This window comes from Acutalibacter sp. LFL-21 (assembly GCF_025630755.1).
Lineage (GTDB): Bacteria > Bacillota > Clostridia > Oscillospirales > Acutalibacteraceae > Acutalibacter > Acutalibacter stercoravium.
Map to the genome: position 1 here is coordinate 34,267 of NZ_JAOTNT010000008.1, position 24,221 is coordinate 58,487.

Annotated in this window: 18 protein-coding genes, 1 tRNA gene, 1 pseudogene and 1 riboswitch; of the genes and pseudogenes, 11 read left to right on the forward strand and 9 right to left on the reverse strand. The window is 60.6% G+C overall.

Features of this window, described 5'->3' with window-relative positions:
- Positions 1-93 precede the first annotated feature (93 nt).
- On the reverse strand, positions 94-879 hold the full coding sequence (gene proC, locus ODJ80_RS10630) for a pyrroline-5-carboxylate reductase (protein WP_263042055.1): 786 nt from the start codon (positions 877-879) through the stop codon (positions 94-96).
- 214 nt (positions 880-1,093) lie between these two features.
- Here proC and ODJ80_RS10635 point away from each other — a divergent pair, with 214 nt between their 5' ends.
- Positions 1,094-2,986 carry an LTA synthase family protein gene (locus ODJ80_RS10635; RefSeq protein WP_263042056.1) on the forward strand — a complete coding sequence of 631 codons (1,893 nt, stop codon included), beginning with the start codon at positions 1,094-1,096 and terminating at the stop codon, positions 2,984-2,986.
- 160 nt (positions 2,987-3,146) lie between these two features.
- Positions 3,147-4,592 carry a glycosyltransferase family 39 protein gene (locus ODJ80_RS10640; RefSeq protein ID WP_263042057.1) on the forward strand — a complete coding sequence of 482 codons (1,446 nt, stop codon included), beginning with the start codon at positions 3,147-3,149 and terminating at the stop codon, positions 4,590-4,592.
- 45 nt (positions 4,593-4,637) lie between these two features.
- Here the strand turns inward: ODJ80_RS10640 and ODJ80_RS10645 are convergent, their stop codons facing one another.
- From ODJ80_RS10645 to pflB, 7 genes are all read right to left on the reverse strand, one after another.
- Positions 4,638-5,399: an ABC transporter ATP-binding protein gene (locus ODJ80_RS10645; RefSeq protein ID WP_263042058.1), complete on the reverse strand. Its 762-nt coding sequence runs from the start codon at positions 5,397-5,399 to the stop codon at positions 4,638-4,640.
- A complete protein-coding gene (locus ODJ80_RS10650; protein ID WP_263042059.1) occupies positions 5,396-6,415 on the reverse strand; it encodes a FecCD family ABC transporter permease in 1,020 nt (339 codons plus the stop codon). Before ODJ80_RS10650 ends, ODJ80_RS10645 begins: the two co-directional genes overlap by 4 nt.
- Positions 6,405-7,433: an ABC transporter substrate-binding protein gene (locus ODJ80_RS10655; protein WP_263042060.1), complete on the reverse strand. Its 1,029-nt coding sequence runs from the start codon at positions 7,431-7,433 to the stop codon at positions 6,405-6,407. The genes ODJ80_RS10650 and ODJ80_RS10655 overlap by 11 nt, the downstream gene beginning before the upstream one ends.
- Positions 7,434-7,459: 26 nt before the next feature.
- Positions 7,460-8,437: an asparaginase gene (locus ODJ80_RS10660; protein ID WP_263042061.1), complete on the reverse strand. Its 978-nt coding sequence runs from the start codon at positions 8,435-8,437 to the stop codon at positions 7,460-7,462.
- A gap of 238 nt (positions 8,438-8,675) precedes the next feature.
- Positions 8,676-9,095: a GNAT family N-acetyltransferase gene (locus tag ODJ80_RS10665; protein WP_178864563.1), complete on the reverse strand. Its 420-nt coding sequence runs from the start codon at positions 9,093-9,095 to the stop codon at positions 8,676-8,678.
- A gap of 42 nt (positions 9,096-9,137) precedes the next feature.
- On the reverse strand, positions 9,138-9,839 hold the full coding sequence (gene pflA, locus ODJ80_RS10670) for a pyruvate formate-lyase-activating protein (RefSeq protein ID WP_178864564.1): 702 nt from the start codon (positions 9,837-9,839) through the stop codon (positions 9,138-9,140).
- Between the two features lie 3 nt (positions 9,840-9,842).
- A complete protein-coding gene (gene pflB / locus ODJ80_RS10675) occupies positions 9,843-12,077 on the reverse strand; it encodes a formate C-acetyltransferase (RefSeq protein ID WP_263042062.1) in 2,235 nt (744 codons plus the stop codon).
- Between the two features lie 84 nt (positions 12,078-12,161).
- A riboswitch (ZMP/ZTP riboswitch) is annotated at positions 12,162-12,248 on the reverse strand.
- Positions 12,249-12,508: 260 nt separating this feature from the next.
- Between pflB and ODJ80_RS10680 the strand changes: the two genes are divergently transcribed.
- The 7 genes from ODJ80_RS10680 (at position 12,509) to ODJ80_RS10710 (ending at position 20,336) form a co-directional block, all read left to right on the forward strand.
- Positions 12,509-14,248, forward strand: coding sequence for an ABC transporter ATP-binding protein (locus tag ODJ80_RS10680; RefSeq protein WP_263042063.1), 1,740 nt, complete (start codon positions 12,509-12,511; stop codon positions 14,246-14,248).
- Positions 14,245-15,996, forward strand: coding sequence for an ABC transporter ATP-binding protein (locus tag ODJ80_RS10685; protein WP_263042064.1), 1,752 nt, complete (start codon positions 14,245-14,247; stop codon positions 15,994-15,996). Before ODJ80_RS10680 ends, ODJ80_RS10685 begins: the two co-directional genes overlap by 4 nt.
- A 167-nt stretch (positions 15,997-16,163) precedes the next feature.
- Complete coding sequence (locus ODJ80_RS14095; protein ID WP_317619898.1) at positions 16,164-17,096, forward strand: spore surface glycoprotein BclB; 933 nt, start codon at positions 16,164-16,166, stop codon at positions 17,094-17,096.
- Positions 17,097-17,168: 72 nt separating this feature from the next.
- Positions 17,169-18,242: a glycosyltransferase gene (locus ODJ80_RS10695; RefSeq protein ID WP_263042065.1), complete on the forward strand. Its 1,074-nt coding sequence runs from the start codon at positions 17,169-17,171 to the stop codon at positions 18,240-18,242.
- Positions 18,243-18,432: 190 nt separating this feature from the next.
- A complete protein-coding gene (locus ODJ80_RS10700; protein WP_263042066.1) occupies positions 18,433-18,744 on the forward strand; it encodes a Dabb family protein in 312 nt (103 codons plus the stop codon).
- The gene (locus ODJ80_RS10705; RefSeq protein ID WP_263042067.1) at positions 18,741-20,192 is read left to right on the forward strand and encodes an MATE family efflux transporter; all 1,452 of its coding nucleotides are present in this window, start codon (positions 18,741-18,743) and stop codon (positions 20,190-20,192) included. Before ODJ80_RS10700 ends, ODJ80_RS10705 begins: the two co-directional genes overlap by 4 nt.
- Before the next feature lie 68 nt (positions 20,193-20,260).
- A tRNA-Ala gene (locus ODJ80_RS10710) sits at positions 20,261-20,336 on the forward strand.
- Positions 20,337-20,754: 418 nt separating this feature from the next.
- Here ODJ80_RS10710 and ODJ80_RS10715 read toward each other — a convergent pair.
- Positions 20,755-20,988: a hypothetical protein gene (locus ODJ80_RS10715; protein ID WP_178863165.1), complete on the reverse strand. Its 234-nt coding sequence runs from the start codon at positions 20,986-20,988 to the stop codon at positions 20,755-20,757.
- Between the two features lie 213 nt (positions 20,989-21,201).
- Between ODJ80_RS10715 and ODJ80_RS10720 the strand changes: the two genes are divergently transcribed.
- Positions 21,202-22,500, forward strand: coding sequence for an S-layer homology domain-containing protein (locus ODJ80_RS10720; RefSeq protein WP_263042069.1), 1,299 nt, complete (start codon positions 21,202-21,204; stop codon positions 22,498-22,500).
- Between the two features lie 455 nt (positions 22,501-22,955).
- Positions 22,956-24,197 (forward strand): annotated as a pseudogene (locus ODJ80_RS10725) (ABC transporter ATP-binding protein/permease).
- Positions 24,198-24,221: the final 24 nt, after the last annotated feature.

Here is a 24,221-nt window from a genome sequence, read left to right on the forward strand (position 1 = left end):
TTTCCTTGAGATGACAGCTCTTTTGTGAGAATTTCTTGAAAAACTTTTTCTATACTGCTGGGGACCCAGGGGAAGGGGGATGGCCGGGGCCTCTTACCGCCCTTTCTGTACCGCGTGGATGGCCTCCATCACAGCGCCGCGGAACCCCCGGCGCTCCAGCTTGGCCACCCCTAAAATGGTGGTTCCCCCGGGGGAGCATACGGCGTCCTTCATGGCGCCGGGGTGCTCTCCTGTCTCCAGGTGGAGCTTGCCGGCGCCCGCCAGCATTTGGGCGGCCAAGCGGTAGGCAAGCTCCCGGGGCAGGCCGTGAAAGACCCCCGCATCCCCCAGGGCCTCCAGGAACATGGCGGCGTAGGCGGGGCCGCAGCCGGAGAGGGTGCCTGCAATGCCCATCTGGGAAGAGGGCACGGTTTCCACGGTGCCCAAGGGGGCCAGCAGTTCCTTGACCTGGGCCAGCTCCTGAGAGGTGAGGGAATTCTCCTCCTCCAGCAGCACCACGCCCTCCCCCACGGAGACCGGTGTGTTGGGCATGACGCTCAGGTGGTGGACCCCGGCGGGAAGGATTTTCTCAAACCGGGCAAAATCCCAGCCCGCCGCCACGGAAAGCAGCAGCTTCCCCTCCAGCCTGTCCCGGATAGGAGCGAGCACCTCTTCGATGAGATAGGGCTTCACCGCTGCAATGAGAACCTGGGCGTTTTCCAGAACTTCCCCGGCGTCCCGGCAGGGGGTGGCGCCCAGCGCCCCGGCAGAGGCTTGCAGCTTCTCCCAGCGTTTGGCGCAGGCGAACAGCCGGGGCGCTTCCCCGCCCCGCAGAAGTCCCCGGGCCATGGCCTGGGCCATGTTCCCAAAACCGATGAATCCCACAGTTTGCAGTTCCATATTACAGCACACCTTTCCACAATCTGTTTTGCAGCCTGGGGCGCCGGCCCCATGCGTTTTTTCTAGTATAGCACAAATGGGGCCGCGGCCCAAGCCGGATTTTTCCAGGGGAAAGCGGCGTTTTTTCTTGCCCTTTACAAATCTCTGTGCTATATTTAACAAGTGCTTTACATGGAATGTAAAATTCTGCCTAGTAAAGAAGGGTATCACAACTATGACCGGTACGAAAAACAAGCTGGGGACACTGCGGGCCCGCCTGTGGTGGGCCAGTCTGCCTCTTTGTTTTGGGGGCCTGTTCTTGTTCGATATGGCCCTGCGCTATTTTTACCGATTTGCGGGGAGCACCCGCTTTTTGGATTGGCGGGCCTTCGTGTTCAGCGGGGCCTGGTGCCTGCTGCTGACGGGCCTGGCCGCCCTGCTGCCGCCCCTGGGGCGGCGCGTCGCCATGGGCATCTACGCGGGGTTCTTTGCCCTGCTGACGGTGGTTCACGGGGTGATGTTCAACATCTTCGGAAAATTCTTCACCTTTTCCGACATGAACTTCGCCGGGGACGGAGCCAAGTTTTTCAGCTGGTCCTACCTGCGTTTGCGCAAGGCCCTCATCGCTTGCATCCTGCTGGCGGTGCTCTGCCTGGTGCTGGGGGCGGCGCTGGTGCCCGGGCGGCAGCCGGGAAAGCGCCGGTGGCCCCTGCGCGTGGGGGCCGCAGGGGTCATGGCCCTCTCCCTGGCGGGCGTGGGGCTGCTCCACAGCTCCATGTTGCCCCAGGATGACACCATGTGGTGGGGCAACACGTTCGACCCCCACTCTGAGGAACAGGCGTATAAGGAGTTCACCGATTCCAACCGGATGCTGCTGGCCACAGGGCTGTACCAGTACACCGTGCGGGATTTTTTGGTGTCCTTTGGGCTGGAGGGCAGCCCCGTCAAGCTGGGAGAGCTGGACAGCTACTATGAGGAGCGGGCCCAGGAGGTGGGCCAGGAAAACGAGATGACCGGCGCCTTTAAGGGCAAGAACCTCATCATGGTCATGCTGGAGTCCATGGACACCTGGCTTTTGACCCCCGAGTACACCCCCAACCTGTACCGCCTGCAGCAGGAGGGCATCAACTTTGCCAACAACTACACGCCCCTGTTCCTTTCGGCGGGTACCTTTAATACGGAGTTCATCTCCCAAACGGGGCTGCTTCCCTCAGTGACGGGGCTTTCCAGCAGCGTGTACTCCACCAACAGCTTCCCCTTTTCTCTGGCCAACCTGTTTGAGGGGGCGGGCTACACCGCCAACTCCTTCCACTCTGCCAGCCCGGACATCTACAGCCGGGGCAGCGTCCATGTGAACCTGGGGTTCGAGGCCTACAACAACGCCCCCACATTGGGCATGGAAGATTATATGCTGGACAGCCAGCTGTTAAATGGCTATGACCTGATTGCCCCAGAGGGGCAGTTCTTCAGCTATATCATCACCTATTCCGGCCACGGCCCCTATACGGATGAGCTGCGCAACATCTCCGACCCCCACCTGGAGGCCGCCCAGGCCGCGGTGGCCCAGTCCGGCGTTACGGGCAGCGAGGCCAACATGAAAGAGTACACCCTGGCGGTGGCCCACGCCATGGAGACAGACCAGTTTGTGGGGGACCTGGTGGCCCGCCTGGAAGAGGAGGGCCGCCTGGAGGACACGGTGCTCCTGTTTTACACGGACCACTACGGCAAGTATCTGACGGACAAGGAGTTCCTCTACCAGCTCAAGGGTGTGTCCGGCGAAAGCCCGCAGCTGTACCAGACCCCCTGTTTCTTTTACTTGAAGGGGCAGCAGGCCCAAACCGTGGAGAAGTATGTGTCCATTGTGGACCTGCCCCCCACCATCGCCAACCTGTTTGGCTTGGATGTCCCCTATGAGTACTACGCCGGGGACGACATCTTTGGCCAGGGCGGCGGCATTGTGATGTTCCCCAACAACGCCTGGTATGACGGGACCACCTACTACGCCAGCGGCTATGAAGGGGAGGTCACCCCTGAGATGAAAGAGATCAGCACCCAGGTGCGTCGCCGGGAGCAGGCCTCCTATGACACATTGAAGGCGGACTATTTTGCCCAGCGGAACATTTCGTGATTGCGTCTTTTTTGGGGCGGTGGTATACTGTTCTCAATGGCGCGGCCGACCCCATGGGAGAAACTGCAGGGGCTTACGCCGGAAAGGGCGTTAAAAGCGGGAAAAGCAGCGGCTTTTCCCGCTTTTTTTGCGGCGCGCCCCCTTTAGGAGGTTTGTGGAAATGAGTGGAGAAACAAAGGTGTTTTGCGGGCTGCGGCTGTTCTTTGCCATCTGCTTTGGCGCGGCGGTGCTGTGTGTGGTTACGGTGTACTACCCCTTGGCAGGGGTCATCCTGTTTTTGGCGGGCTTGCTTGTCCTGTTGTCCCGTTGGAAAGGGGTCTCCGCCCGGCGCTTTTCCCTGGGGCTGTTTTTGCTTTCCCTGGTGATCCATCTGGGGGCTGTGGCTTTTCTCACCACCCCCATCGAATCGGATTTCGCCCTGCAGTATGAGGCTTCCCGGCAGTTCGCCCAAGGGGATTTCAGCTTTCAGGATACGGTGTATTTTCAGAAGTGGGGTTACCAGACAGGGCTGGTCATCTGGCAGGGGACCCTTTTAAAGCTGTGGAACAGCCCCACGTTCCTGCGGCTGGTGAACTGCCTGGTCTCGGCGGGCACCAACGTGCTGGTTTACCTCATCGCCCGGGACTATTTTGAAGAGCGGGCCGCCCGGCTGGCCTCCCTGGCCTACGCCTTTTTCCTGTTCCCTGCCACATTGGTGACGGTGCTGTGCAACAATATCCCCTCGGCCTTTTTCCTGTACCTCTGCCTCTACCTGGTGATGGGCAAGGGCTTTAAGCGCTGCCACCGGGTGCTCATTTACGCCTTGGCGGGGGCCAGCCTGGCCGTTGCCAACGCCCTGCGGCCGGACGCCCCGCTGGTACTGGTGCCGCTGCTGGCCTATTTTGTGTTCCGGTTCCTCTCCCAGGCCAGCTGGAAGAACTTCCTCCACTACCTAAAGCGCTTTGGGGCCTTGGTGCTCACCTTTCTGGTGCTTTCGGCGGGGATGTCCGGCCTGGTGAAGGTCACTGGGGTAAACGCTGCGGGGCTCTCCAACAACGACCCCCTCTGGGGCACGGTGCTGGGGACCAACACAGAGTGGAAGGGCCTCTACAACAATGAGGATGGGCCGGCCATCGCGGAGAAAGAGGCCGAGGGCATGAGCCGCACCCAGGCGGAGCTGCAGGTCATTCGGGAGCACCTGAATGTGAGCCCCGCCGCGTTGGTGGAGCTGGCAGCCTGTAAGATGAAGTCCCTTTGGTGGGACCGGGGACTGAGCTGGTCCATGGGCGGCCTGAAGCAGCAAACCCCCACACTGTTCGCCCTGTTGGAGGAGTTGGACCGGGCCATGTTCACCTGCGCCCTGTTCCTGGCGGCGCTGGGCGCCATTGCCCTGTTCCGCAGGCCAAAAGAGGATTTTAAGCTCTACTTGCTTCCCTTTGTCATTTTTGCCACCAGCTGCGTCTACCTGCTCATTGAGGTGCAGCCCCGCTATGCCTACGCCGGGCAGATCGCCGTGTTCATTTTGATGGCGGGCGGCGCGCAGGTGCTTGGCTCCCTGTGGGAGACCGTCACCGCCAAATGGCGGCAGGGGTTCCAAAAGCAGGAGAGCTTCCTCCCCCGGAAATAATGTGGGCCCTGGAGCTGCGGACATAAACCGCTCCAGGGCCTTGTTTTACCGTTGATAGAAGAAGAACTCCTCCCGGCCATCCACCTCCAGGGTTTGGGACTTCACCCCGAACACCCGGGCGGGCACGCCGCTGAGGAACACCTGGCGGGCTTCGCCCTGGGCGGCGGCAGCGCCCTTTTCCAGCACTGCCACCTGATGGCTGTAAGAAAAGGCCAGGGGCAGGTCGTGGAGGACCATCACCACGGTTTTCCCCAAGGAGTTGATCTGCCGGATCAGCTCCATCACCTCGTACTTTTGGGCGATATCCAGATAGGTGGTGGGCTCATCCAGAAAGAGGATATCCGTGTCCTGGGCCAAGGTCATGGCCAGGTACACCCGCTGGCGCTCGCCGCCGGAGAGCTGGGAAAGTTCCTTTTCCGCCAGCGGGGCCGTGCCGGTTACCTCCATGGCCCAGGCGATTTTCTCCCGGTCGGCCTTTGCCAGGTCCCGCCCAAAGCCCAGATGGGGATAGCGCCCGTGGGCCACCAGCTGCCCCGCCCGGATAGCGGGCACGTCCCGGGTTTGGGGCAAAATGGACACCAGCCTGGCAAACTCCTTGCGGCCAAACCGGCCCAGCTCCCTGCCGTTGTAGAGCACCTGCCCCCCGGAGAGGGGCAGCAGCCCGCAGGCTGCCCGGAGCAGTGTGCTCTTGCCGCAGCCGTTGGGGCCGATCAGGGAAGTGATCTTCCCGGTTTGGAAGGTGAGGCTGACGTCTTTCAGCACCGGGTGGCCCGGGTACCCGGCGGCAACGCGCTTCAGTTCGATCATCCGGGGGCCCCCTTTCTTCCAGGCCGGGAAGGCCGGCGCCGTTGCTTGACAATGAGGAACAGGAAGAAGGGCCCGCCTAAAAAGCTGAGCAAAATGCCCACGGGGATCTCATAGGGGGCGAAGAGCACCCGGCTGAAGAGGTCGCATAGGGTGACGAAGCCGGCCCCCAGCAGGGCGGCGGCGGGCAGCAGCACCCGGTGCCGCCCCTGGCCGAACATCCGGCGCACAATGTGGGGGCACAAGAGCCCTACAAAGCTGACCAGCCCGGAAAAGCTGACGGCGGCCCCCGCCAGCACACAGGCAATTAGAATCAGCCCAAAGCGGGTGGCGTTTACGGGCAGCCCCAGGCTGTGGGCGGTCTCCTCTCCCAGGCAGAGTACATCTGTGGGGCGGGCCATTAGAAAAGCCAGTACCAGGGCGGGCAGAATCATCATCCAGGCGGGGGAAAGGTCGGAAAAGCTCACCCCGGAGAAGCCGCCGATGAGGAAGGTGCTGCCGTTATAAAGGGTGTCCGGGAAAAAGGTTTTGATGGTGTTGATGCCCGCGGTGAAAATGCTGGAAACCGCCACGCCCGCCAAGATGATGGTCAGCTTGCCCGCCCCGGCCCCGGCGGCCACGGCATAGACCAGCAGGGTGGCTGCCAGCGCGCCGAAAAAGGCCCCAATAGGCCCCGCCCCCGCCGAACCGGGGACCAGCGCCATGGCCAAAAAGGTGCAGAACCCCGCCCCGGCGTTGACGCCAATTACATTGGGGGAGGCCAGGGGGTTGGACAGCACCGCCTGGATGAGCATGCCGCTGACGGAGAGGGAAGCGCCGCACAGCAGAGAGGCGCACACCCGGGGCAGCCGCACGTGAAGGAGAATCCGGGCGTCCGGGGTGGCGGCCTGGCCCCGAAGCAGCTCTCCCAGAGCGGCGGGCAGGTCGATGAGGGTGGAACCGATAGAAGCCCCCAGCGCCGCGCTGAGAACCGCCAGCCCGCCCAGCCCCAGCAGCCCCAGCCCTGCCTTACTCTTCATGGAACAGCTCCGGATAAAGGATTTCCCCCAGGTACTGATAGCTCTCCCCCCAGCGGTTGTTGGGCTTGTAGTGGAACAGGTCCTTGGGCAGCACAATGTAGCGGCCTTCCTTCACGGCGGAAAGCTCCGACCAGGCGGGGTTCTGCTCGATCAGGCCGTTTAAGTAGTCCAGGGCCTTTTGCTCGTCGCCCATAGTGGTGACAAAGATGTACTCCGGGTCCGCGGCAATGACCTCCTCCAGGCTCAAATCCTCCAGCATGGAGGGGTGGTCATCGGCGATATTGTGGGCCCCCAGATCCTTCAAAATAGCTCCCGCCAACTCGTCGTCGGTCTTGGCTTTGATGCCCGAAGAGAAGGCCCGAATCAGCAGCACGCTGGGGCGGGTGCTGGAGAGGGCGGCCGCCGCCCTGGCGTCCTGGATCTGCTGCTCCACCTGGGTGACGTTCTCCTCATACAGGTCCTCCCGGCCGGTGACGGCTGTGAACTGCTCCATCATAAAGCCATAGTCCTCAAAGGTGTCCACCTGGAAGTAGGCGCAGGTAAGCCCGGCATTTTCCAGTACGTCTTGGATATCTGCCTGGCCGGCGATGTCGCTGGCCAAGATGACCAGGTCCGGCTCCAGGGCAAGGATCTCTTCGGCGTTGGGCTCCTTTACCGTGCCAACGACGGCGATGCCCTCCGGCAGGCCCAGGGCCCGCTCCTCCAGGGCGTCCTGGGTGACGCCCACCAGTTCCCCGCCAGCCAGCAGCCAGGCCTCTGCGAAGGAGCCGTAGGCCGCCACCACACGGGGGGAATGGGTGTTCAGGGCGATTTGGCTGCCATTGGAATCGGTGATGGACACCTCCCCGGCGCTTTCCAGCTGGGAAGAAGCGCTGCTGGGGTCACTTTCCAGGGCGCTTTCTTGGGAGGGGCTGTCCACCTGGGAGATGGTCTGGCCGGCGGACTCTGTGGTGGATACGGCGGTGCAGCCGGTGAGAAGCAGCGCCAATGCGCAGAAAAAGGGCAAAATCCGTTTCATAATAGGTCCTTTCTAGAGTGGGAGAGTTAAAACAGCATGTCGTAATTGACGGTGGCGCAGAACAGCTTCCGGATTTCCTGGGGGTCGCTGGACTGGCCCATGGCCCACATCAGCTTGGTGACGGTGGATTCCAGGGTCATGTCGTAGGTTTCCAGCAGGTGATAACGGTCCTTCACGTGCTTTCCCACCTGGTAGACGGAGAGGTCGCTGCCCTCCTGGGGCACCTGGGTGGCCATGATGACGGTCTTCCCCTGGCGGATGAGCTTGTCCAGCTCTTCCAGGTACACGTCGGGGATGCCCCCCATGCCGTAGCTTTCGATGATAAGCCCATCGCACAGCTTGCCCGCGGCCTCAAAGGCGGCGGGGTCCATGCCCGGGGTCAGCTTTAACAGGAACACCCGGGTGTTCAGCTTGTGGTAGAACACCGGCTCTCCCTGGGGCTCGTAGGGGATGTACCGCACCACCCGGCTCTCGTGGACGCTGGCCAGGTCGGGGAAGTTCAGGCTGGTGAAGGCGTTGTAGCTTTTTGTCCGGGACTTCCGGGCCCTTGTCCCGGCGATGACGTGGCTGCCAAACACAATGCACACACCGCTTTTCCCTGAGCAGGCGAACCGCAGGGCGTCCAGCAGGTTCACCTTGGCGTCGGTGGTGTCCTCGTCAATGGAGCGCTGTGCCCCGGTGAGCACAATGGGCTTGGATGTGCGCTGTATCAAATAGGACAGGGCAGAGGCGGTGTAGGCCAGGGTGTCCGTGCCGTGGCAGATGACAAAGCCGTCGTAGCGGTGGTAGTTTTCCTCGATAAGATTGGCCAGCAGCAGCCAGTGCTCCGGCCGGATGTTGGTGCTGTCCAGGTTGATGGGCTGCACGGTGTCGATGGAGCAGAAGGAGGCCGCGTCGGGGACGTAGCTTAAAAGCTCCTCCGGGGTGATGCGAGGGGCCAGGCCCTCCGCAGTGTGCCGGGAGGCGATGGTGCCCCCCGTGGCGATGAGCAGAATATGTTTCATAGGTTCACTCTCCAAATGTATTAGAGCTATTATACCCCAAATCTCCCTGGGAGGAAAGGGAAAACAGGCGCAAAAAAAGCCCGGTGTGTCCGGGCCTTTTTGGGTTGGTTATATCCCTGGTTTGGGGGGGCCGTTTGTTCCCGCAGGGGGCCAGTCGGGAAAGGCGCGGCCAGGGGCCGCTGTTTCCCTGGGTTTCGTGTCTTGGTTTCCAGTTGTGGAGCGCTGCTCCGCGCCCCATTTATTCTCCAAAGGCCAGCATGTTCCCCAACGGAATTCGAAACCCCAGGGACTGGTACATTGGCAGGTCGCAGTCAGCGCATCCAACGGTGAGGGAGCCCACACCGCTTTGCTCATACACAAAAGAAACCAGCTTCCGCGCGATCCCCTGATGGCGGTATTTTGGCTGGATGTAAAAATCCTCAAATACTCCCGCTTTGCCATAGTGAAAAGTCGAGTATGTATAGCAGATAGAACAGCACGCTACCAGCGCGTTATCACATCTGCACCCGTAAAAATGTATCTGCCCCTTTTCGATTGCTTCTTTCAAGCTCTCAAACTCCGCGCTGGTAGGCGCAGCTTCGCCAATTTCGGCTTTGTACGCCGTTTGCAAGACCATGAGGCCTTCAAAATCTTCAGCCCCGATTTTTATAAAATCCATCTTTGGCCCCCTGTCACATTTTTTGTAAAATCAGCTTCGCGGTCAAAGGCTGTCCATCAGCCTTTGCAGCGCTTCCTCGTCCATGTTGTCCGTCCCCGCCAGGGGGAAGGGGATGCCCATGGTTTGATACTTCTCCACGCATAGGTTATGGAAGGGCAGCCACTCGATTTTCTCCAGGTTGGAAAAGCTCTCCGCCAGGGCCTTGATCTTCCCCATGTCCTCCAGGCTGTCGTTAAGCCCCGGCACCACCACGTGCCGCACCCACAGGGGGACGCCCCGCTCCTCCGCCAGCCGGTAAAAGGCCAGGGGCTTTTCCATGTCCGCCTTGCAGTGGAGCCGGTATTCCTCCGGTGTGGCGAATTTCAAGTCGCCCAAAACCAAATCCGTGTGATCCAGCACCTGGCAGGCGCCGCTCCAGTCGGCCCACACGCCGGAGGTGTCCAATGCCGTGTGGATGCCCTCCCCGTGGAGCAGGGAGAACAGTTCCCCCACAAAGGCGGGCTGCATCAGGGGTTCCCCTCCGGAGACGGTGACGCCGCCCTTGTCCCCAAAGTACATCTTGTACCGGCAGATTTCCCGGGCCAAATCTGCGGCTTCCTTTTCCTCTCCCCCGGAGAAATCCCAGGTGTCCGGGTTGTGGCAGTAGGCGCAGCGCAGGGGACAGCCCTGCAAAAACACCACATACCGCACCCCGGGGCCGTCCACCGCCCCCAGGGATTGGATGGAATGGACCCGTCCCTTCATGGCTTAGAGGGAGACGTGGAAGGTACGGGAAATGACCTCCCGCTGCTGCTCCCGGGAGAGCTTGTAGAAGTTTACCGCGTAGCCGGAGACACGGATGGTCAGGCTGGGGTACTTCTCGGGATGGTTATAGGCGTCGATGAGGGTCTCCCGGTTCAGGACGTTCACGTTCAGGTGGTGGGCGTTCTGGGCAAAGTAGCCGGTGAGGATGCTCACCAGGTTGTCAATGCGCTGGGTCTCCGTCTTGCCCAGGGCCTGAGGGGTGATGGAGAAGGTGTTGGAGATGCCGTCCCGGCAGTAGTCGTAGGAGAGCTTGGCCACCGAGTTCAAAGAGGCCAGGGCCCCGCTCACGTCCCGCCCGGACATGGGGTTGGCGCCGGGGGCCAGGGGCTCTCCGTGCTTTCTCCCGTCGGGGGTGTTGCCGGTCTTTTTGCCGTACATTACGTTGGAGGTGATGGTGAGGATGGACAAGGTGTGCCGGGCCTGGCGGTACAGGCTGTACTGGCACAAAGCGTGGTAGAACTTCTCCGCCTGCTCGCAAGCGATCTGGTCCACCCGGTCGTCGTTGTTGCCGAACTTGGGGAAGTCGCCCTCGGTCTCAAAGTCGGTGACAAGGCCCGTTTCCGGGTCCCGGATGCACTTGACCTTGGCGTACTTCACCGCGGAGAGGGAGTCGGCCATGCAGCTCATGCCGGCAATGCCAAAGGCCATCAGCCGCCGCACGGTGGAGTCGTGGAGGGCCATTTGGCTCTTCTCGTAGGAGTACTTGTCGTGCATATAGTGGATGATGTTCATGGCGTTGACGTAGGTCTTGGCCAGCCAGGGGCGGTAGAAGTCGATGCGCTCCATCAGCTGGTCGTAGTCCAGGTACTCCTCGGGCCACACGGGCATTTTGGGGCCCACCTGGTCGCCCTTCAGCTCGTCCCGGCCGCCGTTGATGGCCAGCAGCACCAGCTTGGCCAAATTGGCACGGGCGCCGAAGAACTGCATATCCTTGCCAATGCGCATGGCGGAAACGCAGCAGGCGATGGCGTAGTCGTCGCCGTAAACAGGGCGCATCACGTCGTCGTTCTCATACTGGAGGGCGTCGGTGTCGCAGGAGACCTTGGCGGTAAAGCGCTTCCAGTTCTCCGGCAGGTGGGCGCTCCACAGCACGGTGAGGTTGGGCTCTGGCGCGGGCCCCAGGTTGTACAGGGTTTGCAGCATGCGGAAGCAGGACTTGGTCACCAGGGGACGTCCGTCCTCGCCCATGCCGCCCACGCTTTCGGTAATCCACATGGGGTCGCCGCCGAACAGCTCGTTGTACTCGGGGGTGCGCAGGTGGCGGGCCATGCGCAGCTTCAGCACAAAGTCATCGAAGATCTCCTGGGCCTGTTCCTCGGTGAGGGCGCCGGCTTTCAAATCCCGCTCAAAGTAGATGTCCAGGAAGGTGGACACCCGGCCCAGGCTCATGGCGGCGCCATTCTGTTCCTTGATGGCGGCCAGATAGCCGAAGTACAGCCACTGCACGGCCTCCCGGGCGTTGCTGGCAGGGCCGGAGATGTCGTAGCCGTACATCTGGGCCATGGTTTTCATGTCCTCCAGGGCCTGGATCTGGTCGTGCAGCTCCTCCGCCGCCCGGATGGAGGGGGAGCTCATCACGCAGTCCCCCAGGGCGATCTTGTCGGCCTTCTTCTGCTCGATAAGCCGGTCGATGCCGTACAGGGCCACCCGGCGGTAGTCGCCGATGATGCGCCCCCGGCCGTAGGCGTCGGGCAGGCCGGTGATCAGCCCCACGTGGCGGGCGGCCTTGATCTCCGGGGTGTAGGCGGAGAACACGCCGTCGTTGTGGGTCTTGTGGTATTTGAACTCCTCCTCAATTTTGGGGGAGACTTCATAGCCATAGGCTTTGCAGGCGGAGCGCACCATGCGCATGCCGCCAAAGGGGTTGCAGGCCCGCTTCAAGGGCTCGTCGGTCTGCAGGCCCACGATGATGTCCTTCTCCTTGTCCAGGTAGCCGGGGCCAAAGCTGGTGGGGGTGATGACGGTCTCGGTGTCCACCTTCAGGGCGCCGCCGTTTGCGTGCTCCTGCAAAAGCAGGTCCTCAAACTTCTTGCGGACGCTCAGCGTCCGCTGGGTGGGGCCGCAGAGAAAGCTGCCGTCCCCGCCGTAGGGGGTATAGTTCTTTTGGATAAAGTTGCGGACGTCGATCTCATCTTCCCACAGTCCGCCAACAAAGCCGTTCCATTCCTGCCGTTTCATAAGGGCGCCATCCTTTCTTTATATAACAAGGGGTGATTGAAAACGAAGGGTGCCGCGGGCGAAAAAAAGGGCAGCATCGCACGGCGACACTGCCCAGACGGTCGGCAAAAAGGCCCTTTTCCCGCTCCCCCGTGGTGCAATCCACGAAATCCGTCAGTTGCGGGGACCCTGTAAGCACATGATAGCAGAAAAGAGGGGAAAAAGCAACTGAAAATTAAGAATTTCTTTTATTTTTGCAACCCGCACAAAAAAGAGGGGTTCCGCCGCCGCATTTTCCAAGAGCGGCGGTATGAGATTCCTGCGCCAGCCTCTGTAAAGAATCTTTCCCCCGCCGAAAATCGCCCCGGCCCTTTGTGGAGTTCTCCCTTTGTAATGCACCGGGTTTTATGGTACAATAAGCCTATCTGTTGATGGAAAGGAACGATCGCCTTGTGAAAAGCCTGTTCGCCTATATGAAGGACTACAAAAAGGAATGCGTTTTGGGGCCCTTGTTCAAGCTGCTGGAGGCCTCTTTTGAGCTGATGGTCCCCCTGGTGATGGCGGCCGTCATCGACGTGGGCATTGCCAACGGGGACCGGGGGTACATTGGGCGCATGTGCCTGGTGATGGCCGCCCTGGGCGTCATTGGGCTGGTGTGCTCTATTACGGCCCAGTTTTTTGCCGCAAAGGCCTCGGTGGGGGTGGCGGCCAAGCTGCGCCGCGCTCTGTTTGCCCATATTCAGGAGCTGAGCTTTACAGAGATGGATACGGCGGGCACCTCCACCCTGATCACCCGCATGACCAGTGACATCAACCAGGTGCAGAACGGCTTGAACCTGGCCCTGCGGCTGCTGCTGCGCTCCCCCTTTGTGGTGTTTGGGGCCATGGTGATGGCTTTTACCATCGATGCGCCCGCGGCGTTGGTCTTTGTAGTGGCGATCCCCCTGCTGGCGGTGGTGGTGTTCGGCGTCATGCTGTGGACCATGCCCCGGTACAAAAAGGTGCAGGCCGGCCTGGACCGGGTGCTGGGGAACACCCGGGAGAACCTGACCGGCGTGCGGGTCATCCGGGCCTTTGGCCGGGAAGAGGCGGAGACCGGCCGGTTTGAGACGGAGAACAACGCCCTGACCAAGCTGCAAGAGCATGTGGGCCGGGTTTCCGCCCTGATGAACCCGGTGACCTATGTCATCATCAACCTGGCCACGGTGGTGCTCATTTGGGTGGGCGCCGTGCGGGTGGACACCGCCATCATCACTCAGGGGGCGGTGGTGGCCCTTATCAACTATATGTCCCAGATTTTGGTGGAACTTATCAAGCTGGCCAACCTGATCATCAACATCACCAAAGCCCTGGCCTGTGCCAGCCGGGTGCAGGGCGTGCTGGATACAGAGTCCTCCATGGAAGCCCCCCAGGCCCTTTCCAATGTGGTGGAGCAGAACCAGGAACGGGTTACCTTTCGGAATGTGGCTCTCACCTACCAGGGGGCCGGCGCGGCATCCCTCTCTGGCCTGAGCTTCTCCGTAAAGCCCGGGGAGACAGTGGGCGTCATCGGCGGCACGGGCAGCGGGAAGTCCTCCCTGGTGAACTTGATCCCCCGGTTTTATGACGCCACCCAGGGGGACGTGCTGGTGGACGGCCACAACGTCCGGGATTATCCCCTGGCCTCCCTGCGGGAAAAGGTGGGGGTGGTGCCCCAGCGGGCGGTGCTGTTCACCGGCACCATTCGGGACAATTTGAAGTGGGGCAAGCCCGACGCCACCGACGAGGAGCTGTGGCAGGCCCTGGAGACCGCCCAGGCCAGGGACTTTGTGGAGGAAAAACCCGGCGGCTTGGACGAGCCTGTGTCCCAGGGGGGAAAGAACTTCTCCGGCGGTCAGCGGCAGCGGCTGACCATTGCCCGGGCCCTGGTGCGCAAACCGGAGATTTTGATTTTGGATGACAGCGCCAGCGCCCTGGACTTTGCCACGGACGCCCGGCTGCGGAAAGCGATCCGCCAAATGGAGGGCGGGCCCACGGTGTTTATCGTGTCCCAGCGGGCCTCGTCCATCCGGTACGCGGACAAGATTATCGTGCTGGACGATGGGGAAGCCGTAGGCATTGGCACCCACGAGGAGCTTTTGAAACACTGTGAAGTGTACCGGGAGATCTTTGAGTCCCAGTTCCAGCGGGAAGAAAGGGGGGCGACGGCATGAAGGGGCAGAAAGCCCGCAAGGGCACGCTGAAAAAGGTGCTGCAATACATCCGGCCCTATTGGGCGCTGGTGGGGCTCTCCATCCTGCTGGCCGCGGTGACGGTGGCGGGCACCCTGTATATCCCCATCCTCACCGGCGATGCGGTGGACTTGATCGTGGGCCCCGGCCAGGTGGACTTTGCCGGTATTGTTAAGATCTTGGTGGAGATCGCCGTGGTGGTGGGCATTGCCGCCCTGGCCCAGTGGGTGATGAACCTGATCAACAACCGCATCACCTACCGGGTGGTGCGGGACATCCGCAACGAGGCCTTCCGCAAGCTCCAGATCCTGCCCCTGAAATATATCGACTCCCGCCCCACCGGGGAGGTGGTCAGCCGGGTCATTGCCGATGTGGACCAGTTCGCCGACGGCCTGCTCATGGGCTTTACCCAGCTGTTCTCCGGGGTCATTACCATCCTGGGCACGCTGATCTTCATGCTCAGCGTCAATGTGGTCATCACCGCGGTGGTGGTGGTCATCACGCCGGTGTCCCTGCTGGTGGCGGCTTTCATCGCCAAGCGCACCTATGATATGTTCCGGCTGCAATCCCAGGTGCGTGGGGAGCAGACCGGCTTTGTGGAAGAGATGGTTGGCAACCAGAAGGTGGTGCAGGCCTTCGGCCAGGAGAAGAAATCCCTGGAGCAGTTTGACGAGATCAACGAGCGGCTGCGCAAGTGCAGCCTGCGGGCCATCTTCTTCTCCTCCATCACCAACCCCTCCACCCGGTTCGTCAACTCCTTGGTGTACACCGGCGTGGGCATCGTGGGCGCGTTGAGCGTGGTGGGCGGCGGGCTTTCCGTGGGCCAGCTCTCCGCCTTTTTGAGCTACGCCAACCAGTACACCAAGCCCTTTAACGAAATCTCCGGCGTGGTGACAGAGCTGCAGAACGCCCTGGCCTGCGCCGGCCGGGTCTTTGAACTGATTGAGGAGCCCGCTCAGAGCCCCGACGCCCCGGGCGCCCGAGTGCTGGAAAACGCCCAAGGCCAGGTGTCCATTCAAAATGTTGCCTTCTCCTACCGGCCGGAGCAGCCCCTCATTGAGAATTTCAATCTGGAGGTGAAGCCCGGCCAGCGGGTGGCCCTGGTGGGCCCCACCGGCTGCGGCAAGACCACTGTCATCAACCTGCTGATGCGCTTTTACGACGTGGACAGCGGCTCCATCCAGGTGGAGGGCACGGACATCCGGGACATCACCCGCCACAGCCTGCGCCGCAGCTACGGCATGGTGCTTCAGGATACCTGGCTGAAGCGGGGCACTATCCGGGAGAACATCGCCTATGGCAAGCCAGAGGCCACCCTGGAGGAAGTGGTGGAGGCCGCCAAGGCCGCCCATGCCCACAGCTTCATCAAGCGCTTGCCCCAGGGCTATGACACGGTCATTGGGGAGGATGGCGGCTCCATCTCCCAGGGGCAGAAGCAGCTGTTGTGCATTGCCCGGGTGATGCTGTGCCTGCCGCCCATGCTCATTCTGGACGAGGCCACCTCCTCCATCGACACCCGCACGGAAATCCGTATTCAAAAGGCCTTCCAGAAGATGATGCAGGGCCGCACCAGCTTTATCGTGGCCCACCGGCTCTCCACCATCCGGGATGCGGACACCATCCTGGTCATGCGGGACGGGCATATCGTCGAGCTGGGCAACCACGAGAGCCTGCTGCAAAAGGGCGGCTTCTACGCCGAGCTGTACAACAGCCAGTTCGACCACAGCTGAATCTTGCTGCCATGAGAACGGCCCTCGGGAGAGCATCCCGGGGGCTTTTTTATATTGAAAATAGAACAACTCCTCTTCTGGACTGGCACCGATTCGGCCTGCCCGCATATCCTAGCAGTGGAGGGTTTTCGCCCTCCGGAAAAGCATAAAGGAGAGGAGAACCGCTTATGAATATTTACCGGCCCAATGATGGCCACGGCGATCCCGGCTGCCGTCCCTCCTGCCCTTGCCCCTGCCCCACCTATTGCCCCGTGCCCGGTCCCCAAGGACCTCAGGGCCCCCAAGGCGTTCCCGGTGAGACCGGGCCCACCGGGCCCACAGGTCCCCAGGGCGTGCAGGGGCTGCAAGGCCCCCAAGGTCCCCAAGGCCCCATGGGCCCCACCGGCCCGCAGGGGGTCCAGGGTGTTCAAGGGCTGCCCGGTGTGACGGGCCCCACTGGCCCCACCGGCCAAGGGGCCACGGGCAGCATGGGAGCCACCGGTCCCACTGGTGCTACCGGCGCCACCGGTTCCCAGGGCCCCACAGGAGCCACTGGTAGCACCGGCGTCACCGGCCCCACAGGAGCTGCCGGTCCCCAGGGCGTTGCCGGACCCACAGGCCCCACCGGTCCCCAGGGCGCCACCGGCCCCACAGGCGCCACAGGGGCTACCGGAGCCACGGGCGCCACCGGCCCTGCGGATGTGCTGGCTGTGACGGACGACACCTCCCAGACTTCCGCGGCGGGCACGCCCTTGGCCTTTGCGGCCACCGCCCTGGCTTCGGGAAATTCCCTGTCCCATCAGCCGGGCAGCGCGGATATTGTCATCAACCAGCCCGGCATCTACCAGGCTTCCTTCCACAGCACTGTGTCCACGGAGACGGGGGCTTCCATCCCCGCCACCCTTACGGTGAACCTGGCGCTCAATGGCGCCACGCTGCCGGGCGCCTCGGCCACCCACACCTTCGCCTCGTCCGCGGAGGCCTCTACCCTGTCCTTTACGGTGCCCTTCCAGGTGGACACCACCCCCTCCACTCTGACAGCCGTGCCCGTACAGGCGGGGTTCCCCTTCGCCAACAGTTCCTTGACCGTGGTGCGGCTGGGGGATGTTCCCACCGCCTGAGCCACACCCAAGGGAGGGCTTCGGCCCTCCCCCCGTACATGTGCCGGAAAACCACAGAAAAGGGGTGCTTTTTTGATTACCGTCAGCCTGTGTATGATTGTGAAAAATGAGGAGGATGTCCTTTCGCGATGCCTTTCCTCCGTTCAGGGGCTGGTGGAGGAGATGGTGGTTGTGGATACGGGAAGCACCGATTCCACCAAGGAGGTTGCCCGGAAGTTTACGGACAGAGTCTTTGACTTCCCCTGGGCGGAGGACTTCTCCCAGGCGCGAAACTTTTCCCTTTCCCAGGCCACCCAGCAGTTCTGCCTGTGGATGGACGCCGACGACGTGATCGACCCAGAGTACCGGCAGGGCTTTTTAGAGCTGAAACAGGCGCTTCCCCCCCAGACCGATGTGGTGATGCTGCCCTATCACGCCGCCTTTGACGAAGGGGGCAGGCCCGTGCTCACCTACTATCGGGAGCGGCTCATCCGGCGGCTTTCCGGGCTGTCCTTCCGGGGGGCTGTCCACGAGGCGGTGGCCCCGGTAGGGAATGTGGTCACTTGGGACGGCGCGGCTATTTCCCATCGGAAAACCCGCCCCGGCGACCCCGACCGGAACCTGCGCATTTTCGAGGGCCTGCTTTCCCAGGGGAAGGAGCTCTCTCCCCGGGAGCAATTTTACTACGCCCGGGAGCTGGCGGCCCACGGCCGGGACGAGGAGGCTGCCTGGCTTTTTGAGGAGTTTTTATCCACTGGCCGGGGCTGGGTGGAAAACGAGCTGCAGGCCTGCCGGGACCTGTCAGGCTGCCTGCTCCGGATGGGAAAGCCGGAGGAAGCCTTCACGGCCCTGGCCGCTGCCCTGCGGTATGGCCCGCCACGGGCGGAGCTCTGCTGCGACCTGGGCCAGTTCTTTTTCCACAAGGGGGACTATCCCACTGCGGCCTTTTGGTATGAGACGGCCCTCTCCCGGCCACGCCCCGACCAAACCGGCGCCTTTGTCTCTCCGGACTGCTACGGGTTTTTGCCCTGCATCCAGCTGTGCGTGTGCTATTACCGCATGGGGGAGGAAGAGCTTGCCCGGGAGTACAACCGCAGGGCTGGAAACTGTAAGCCGGACAACGAGGCCTTTCTTTACAACGAGCGGTTCTTCCGGGGGGAGCTGTAACGCCCTTGCGGCACGGCGCGAAAAGCGGAGCATCCTCTCAGGCCCCACTCCTCCCCCGCGGGCGGGGCCTTTTCCTGTGCCCCGAGAAAAAACGGTCCTCCGGCAGAGGCGTCTTGCAATCCTTGCCCAAATGCGATAAGATAGTCCCTGTATACGATCTTATTTCAAATTCGGGAAGGAAGGCAGCAATATGATCCAGCACATCGTCATGTTCAAATTTAAAGAGACCGCCAACGGCAAGACCAAGGCGGAGAACCTGCGGGAAGCCAAGGCCCGCATGATGGCCTTGAAGGACCAGATCCCCCAGATCCAGGGGATGGAGGTCTACTTCGGCGCAGAGGGAAGCGCCCCCGCCAACTACGATTATATCCTGGTCTCCCAGTTCAAGAACCTGGAAGAGCTGGAAACCTATCAGAAGCACCCGGCCCATGTGGCGTTTGGCCAGTTTGTGAAGGAGCTGCGGGAACCGGACGGCCGGGCCTGCATCGACTATCAGCTATGAAGGGCGCGAAGGGAAACGACCGCATCGCGGCCATGCTGGCAGCCCCTGGAATGCCCCATTTGGGCGGCACCCTGGGCGCCGTGCTGTTTTTGGCCTGGCCAGCCATCATCGAGCAGATCATGCTCACCCTGGTGCAGTATGTGGACACAGCCATGGTGGGCTCCCTGGGCTCCAATGCCACGGCGGCGGTGGGCCTCACCTCCAGCACCACCTGGCTGTTCAACGGTTTTTTCAATGCGGCGGCCATCGGGTTTTCCGTGCAGGTGGCCCAGCACCTGGGCGCCGGACGGCAGGAGGACGCCAAGCGTGTCACTTGGCAGGCCCTGCGGTTTGTGGGGATCTTCGGGGTGATGATGGGGGCAGTCGCGTTTGCGCTGTCCTTTTATCTGCCCGCCATGCTGGGGGCTGATCCCGCGATCCGGGGGGACGCCTCCCTTTACTTCCGCATCATGGCCTGCGCCATGCCCTTCACCCTGGGGAGCAATATGCTCAGTGCGGTGATCCGCTGCGCGGGGGACACCCGCACCCCCATGCTTTTGAATTTGATGATCAATGTGTTGAACGTAATTTTGAACACAGTGTTTATCTATGCCCCCCGCACGGTAACGCTGTTTGGCCGGGAGGTCTTTGTCTGGGGCGCCGGCTGGGGCGTGGGGGGCGCGGCGTTTGCCTCGGGGCTGTCCACCGCCATTGTGGCCTGCCTGTTCCTGGTGGTGCTGCTCCGAAAGAAATCCCCCATCCAGATCAGCCTGAAGCAGCGCTATCCTTTTGAGCGCCACTGCCTGCTGACGGCCTGGCGGCTGGGGCTTCCCGCCGCGCTGGAGAGGTCTACCCTGTGCGTGGCGCAAATCGTCATCACCGCCCTGATCACCGGCATCGGCACGGTGGCCGTGGCGGCAAACCACCTGGCAGTGACGGCGGAATCCATCAGCTATCTGCCGGCCTCCGGCGTGGCGGTGGCGGGCACCACCTTGGTGGGGCAGGCGATTGGCGCCGGGAGAAAAGACCTGGCCAAGCGCTTTGGCCGCATGGTCAGCTGGATGGGCGTGGCCATTATGACCTTTGGCGGCGGGGTGCTTTTCCTCTTTTCAGAGCCCCTGATCCGCATTTTCTCCACGGATCTGGAGGTGATTGCCCTGGGCAGCCAGGTGCTGCGCATCGTGGCCTTTGCCGAGCCTCTGTTCGGGGCCTCCATTGTGGCTTCTGGCGCTTTGCGGGGGGCAGGGGACTCCAAGGGCCCCTTCCTCATCAATTTGGCCACGATGTGGGGTGTGCGCATCACGCTGTCCCTGGTGTTGGTGGGCAGCCTGGGTTTGATTGGCGTGTGGCTGGCCATGGCCGCCGAGCTCTGCGCCCGCGGTTTGATCTTTATGATCCGTCTTTACCGGGGAAAGTGGCTGCACATCGACCTGTTCCAGAATCGTGCCAACGCCGCAAAAAACTCGTAAAAACGCTTTACAATCGCCCAGCCTTGTGCTAAAATATAGAAGCTGCTTTGAAAGAGAGCAGCTTTTATGGGCCCATAGCTCAGCTGGGAGAGCGTTCGGTTCGCATCCGAGAGGTCGAGGGTTCGAATCCCTTTGGGTCCACCAGCGGCAAGCTGCCGCTCCCAAGACGCGCACCTCATTTTTGTGGGGTGCGCTGTTTTTTGTGCCCGCGCTTTGTAGCGGGCATCTTTTTTGTCAACACTTTTCAGGCGGCAAGCTGCCGCTCCCAAGGCGCGAACTTCACTTTTGTGAGGTTCGCGCTTTTTCTTGCCCGCGTTTATGGTTTTAGGCACTCCCCCCTTCAGCCGAGGTGATAGGTTCCTTTCCCCGGCTTTTTTTCTTCGCTGTTCCAAGTGAGCCCAAAAGCCTGGGTTCGTTGATCTATGAACCCTCCTTGCCACAGAAGCGGTGGTTTTCAAAAAGAGATGCAGCCTCCAGGGGAAGCTGCATCTCTTTTTCCTAGCCGGTTGGCCCCAACGGAGAGCGTGGGCCGGTTTATTGACGGTTTAGCGGGGGAAGGGAATTATTGGATCTCCTCAATGAACTGTAATCCCTCAAATTCGGAGAGGGTCTGTATCACTTCGGAGTGGGAGGAGGCTTGGTCCATTTTGATGTGAAAGATCGCTCCGATATTCCCGCCTTTTTTGTACTCTCTCTTGTCCAGCTGCATATCGGTGACATTGTAGTTTTTTTGGTGCAGCAGCTGGATGAACCGTCCCAGACTTTTGGCGGTATCGAACTCCGCAAAGAAATCCATGTCCCGCGCTTTTGAGAGAAACCCTTGTTCCAGGCGCTGCATGGAAGTCATTCCGAAAAATACCAAGGCTGTATAAGCTATTTGAAAATATTTAAAAATAGACAGAAAAATTTATCTATTATAATGACACGAACGGATGTCTTATGCTAAACTTAAAATATCAAGTAAGAGGGCCTCAGTTTTCTACATATGAAAAGGAAGGAATGAAGCAAGATGAGGAAATTGCTCAGTAAACACATCACGGCGGTGGCTTTGTCAGCTGCGCTGTTTTTGGCCGCTTCCCCCTGCACGATGACAGCACAGGCTGCGGGAACCCGGTTCGCGGATGTGCCAAATGGTGCATGGTATACTCCCGCTGTCACTTATGTGGTTGAGAACGGCCTCTTTGCAGGCAATGGAAATGGAACTTTTTCTCCTGAGGGAAGTATGACCCGCGCTATGTTTGTAACGGTTCTCGCAAAGATTGCGGAGGCGAATGTCTCCTCTGCTCCTGATGCGGGTTTTATGGATGTCCCCCAAAATTGGTACACAGACTACGTCAATTGGGCGTTTGACAACGGGTATGTCGCCGGTACGAGCGATACCACCTTCGAGCCGAATAAAGCGATCAACCGCCAGCAGATTGCTGTGATTCTCCGCAACTATCTTCAGATAGAAAACATTTCGCTTCCTCCCGCCTCCGACGCTGTCTCTTCGTTCAAAGATGCGGCACAAGTGGATTCATGGGCCGAACAGGCGGTTGATGTGGTTCGGTCGCTGGGATTGATGGCGGGAGATGATGAGGGATACTTTCATCCGGCACAAAATCTGACGCGTGCCGAAGCGGCCAGTGTGTTTATGAAATTTGATATGAAGCTGAAAGGGATAGCGGAGCAAGAGCCGGAAGGAAGCGAGATCCAAGACGCTCTGGTATCCCACCCCTGGAATGCGTCTGTGCAGTCCTTGGACTGTTACCAGTTTTTTGCTGATGGCACGGGGATCAACCTCTATGGCACTCCTATCCCGGCCGTTGTTCCTTTTACATATGCTATTGATGAGAGAAATTGCACCGTGAAGATCTCTTTTGGGGATTCGGCTAGAAATGTTCCTACTTGGAACTATTCCTCCGCATTACAATCCTTCTCTCTTTTCTTTACTGAGGCCCCCGGCGGCCAGCAGGTCTCCTTCCAGCTTCGCTCTGGAAGTATGGGGGAGGAATTTGCAAGCGCGGCGGAATATTGTGAGGCAGAGTGGGAAAGAACCGTCAGCGAGACCGCCAACGTGCACCTTCTGGGAAACAGTGTAGATACCATGAAGACCCTGATGGAGAGGATTGTGCAATACCTGGGGTATGTGTTGCCTCCGGAGGAATTTGCCCAGTTGAACCGGCAGTTGGCATCTTGGGAGCAGGACTTGCAGGCAGAAATGGAGAGTGTAGAGTGGGTAGGCACCATTTCCAGCCTTACAAGGCTGTCTATCAATAAAGAGTGGACCATAAAAAAGATTTATGAGTTGATCGAGATGATCCCCTAAAGCTCCTTGGTACGCCACAATTGAGATAGGCGTGTATCCTCGTTTTGAGCAGGGCTAGGCCCGCAGACCTTCTTTGCGGCGGGAATCCCTGCAAAACAGCGGGGACTTGCGGGGATAGTTTTGCGCGGCAAAAAAAGAGATGCGCTTTCGAGAAGCTTGCACCTGTAAAATGGAAGTAGACACTCACAAAAGTGGGTGTCTGCTTTTTTATGGTAAGATAGAGAAAAGGAGGAAGAGGAAATGGGAAAGAAAGGAACGCCACATCGGAAATGGAGCAAAGAGGAAAAGCTGCAATACATCCGTCTGCACCTGGAAAAACATATCTCGCTTCTGGAAATCGAGCGGAAATATGGAGTGAGATTTCTTTTGCGGCCTTTGTGCAAAGATGGAGGGGGCACCATCAATACAGCCGGCAGGCGCCTTGTGCGGAGGCGCCCGCGGAAAGGAACGGTGTAATGCTTCAGCTCAACAAGATATCTAAGCAGTACAGGACCGGGGATTTGGTGCAGCAGGCGCTGGACCAGGTGAGCCTGAGCCTGCGGGACAACGAGTTTGTCTCCATCCTGGGCCCCAGCGGCTCCGGCAAGACCACCCTGTTGAATGTCATTGGCGGCCTGGACCGCTATGACTCTGGGGACCTGGTCATCAACGGGGTTTCCACCAAACAGTATAGGGACCGGGACTGGGACTCCTACCGGAACCACACCATCGGCTTTGTGTTCCAAAGCTACAACCTGATCCCCCACCAGTCGGTGCTGGCCAACGTGGAACTGGCGTTGACCATCAGCGGCGTCTCCAGGGGGGAACGGCGGCAGCGGGAAAAACAGGCCCTGGAGGAGGTGGGGCTGGGAAACCAGCTCCATAAGCGCCCCAGCCAGATGTCAGGCGGGCAGATGTAGCGGGTGGCCATTGCCCGGGCCCTGGTCAACGACCCGGACATCCTCCTCGCTGATGAGCCCACCGGCGCCTTGGACAGCGAGACCAGCATCCAGATCATGGAGCTTCTGAAACGGGTGGCCAAGGACCGGCTTGTGGTGATGGTCACCCACAACCCAGAGCTGGCCCAGCGGTATTCCACCCGCATCGTCAAGCTGCGGGACGGGAAGATCATCGACGACTCGGACCCCTATACGCCCGCCCCCGCGGAAAAGCCGCTGGAGCACCGCAACCTGGGCAAGGCCAAGATGTCCTTTGGCACCTCCCTGGCCCTCAGCTTCAACAACCTGCGGACGAAAAAGGGCCGCACAGTCCTTACAGCCTTTGCCGGCTCCATCACCTCCATTGTGGATATGATCTCCTATGTGCTCATTGCCTTTGTGAGGGTGTCCTTGATCGTCTCCAGCATTATGATCGGCATTATCACCCACATCTCGGTGCTGGAGCGCACCAAGGAGATTGGCATTCTCCGCGCCATTGGAGCTTCCAAGGGCAACATTGCCCAGGTGTTCAACGCGGAGACGCTGATTATCGGCTTGCTGGCAGGGGCCATTGGGGTGGGGGTCTCCGCCCTGCTGACCCTTCCCATCAACAGCCTGATGCGCCAGCTGCTGGGGGCGGAGACCCTGACCACCTCCCTGCCTCTGGGCGCCGCGCTGATCTTAGTGGCCCTGAGCATGGCCATCACTCTCATTGCCGGGCTGGTTCCCGCCCGGAGCGCCGCGAAAAAGGACCCTGTGGCCGCTCTGCGTTCAGAATGATTTCCCTTTGGGGACAGGTTGACA

What these genes read in the sequence shown, in the direction of transcription:
- ODJ80_RS10685 (WP_263042064.1), top strand. Translation starts at nt 14,245, where the DNA reads ATGAAGGGGCAGAAAGCCCGCAAGGGCACGCTGAAAAAGGTGCTGCAA.
- pflB (WP_263042062.1), bottom strand. Translation starts at nt 12,077, where the DNA reads ATGAAACGGCAGGAATGGAACGGCTTTGTTGGCGGACTGTGGGAAGAT.
- ODJ80_RS10705 (WP_263042067.1), top strand. Translation starts at nt 18,741, where the DNA reads ATGAAGGGCGCGAAGGGAAACGACCGCATCGCGGCCATGCTGGCAGCC.
- ODJ80_RS10660 (WP_263042061.1), bottom strand. Translation starts at nt 8,437, where the DNA reads ATGAAACATATTCTGCTCATCGCCACGGGGGGCACCATCGCCTCCCGG.
- ODJ80_RS10655 (WP_263042060.1), bottom strand. Translation starts at nt 7,433, where the DNA reads ATGAAACGGATTTTGCCCTTTTTCTGCGCATTGGCGCTGCTTCTCACC.
- ODJ80_RS10650 (WP_263042059.1), bottom strand. Translation starts at nt 6,415, where the DNA reads ATGAAGAGTAAGGCAGGGCTGGGGCTGCTGGGGCTGGGCGGGCTGGCG.
- ODJ80_RS10720 (WP_263042069.1), top strand. Translation starts at nt 21,202, where the DNA reads ATGAGGAAATTGCTCAGTAAACACATCACGGCGGTGGCTTTGTCAGCT.
- ODJ80_RS10640 (WP_263042057.1), top strand. Translation starts at nt 3,147, where the DNA reads ATGAGTGGAGAAACAAAGGTGTTTTGCGGGCTGCGGCTGTTCTTTGCC.
- ODJ80_RS10665 (WP_178864563.1), bottom strand. Translation starts at nt 9,095, where the DNA reads ATGGATTTTATAAAAATCGGGGCTGAAGATTTTGAAGGCCTCATGGTC.
- ODJ80_RS14095 (WP_317619898.1), top strand. Translation starts at nt 16,164, where the DNA reads ATGAATATTTACCGGCCCAATGATGGCCACGGCGATCCCGGCTGCCGT.
- ODJ80_RS10635 (WP_263042056.1), top strand. Translation starts at nt 1,094, where the DNA reads ATGACCGGTACGAAAAACAAGCTGGGGACACTGCGGGCCCGCCTGTGG.
- proC (WP_263042055.1), bottom strand. Translation starts at nt 879, where the DNA reads ATGGAACTGCAAACTGTGGGATTCATCGGTTTTGGGAACATGGCCCAG.
- ODJ80_RS10700 (WP_263042066.1), top strand. Translation starts at nt 18,433, where the DNA reads ATGATCCAGCACATCGTCATGTTCAAATTTAAAGAGACCGCCAACGGC.
- ODJ80_RS10715 (WP_178863165.1), bottom strand. Translation starts at nt 20,988, where the DNA reads ATGGATTTCTTTGCGGAGTTCGATACCGCCAAAAGTCTGGGACGGTTC.
- ODJ80_RS10645 (WP_263042058.1), bottom strand. Translation starts at nt 5,399, where the DNA reads ATGATCGAACTGAAGCGCGTTGCCGCCGGGTACCCGGGCCACCCGGTG.
- pflA (WP_178864564.1), bottom strand. Translation starts at nt 9,839, where the DNA reads ATGAAGGGACGGGTCCATTCCATCCAATCCCTGGGGGCGGTGGACGGC.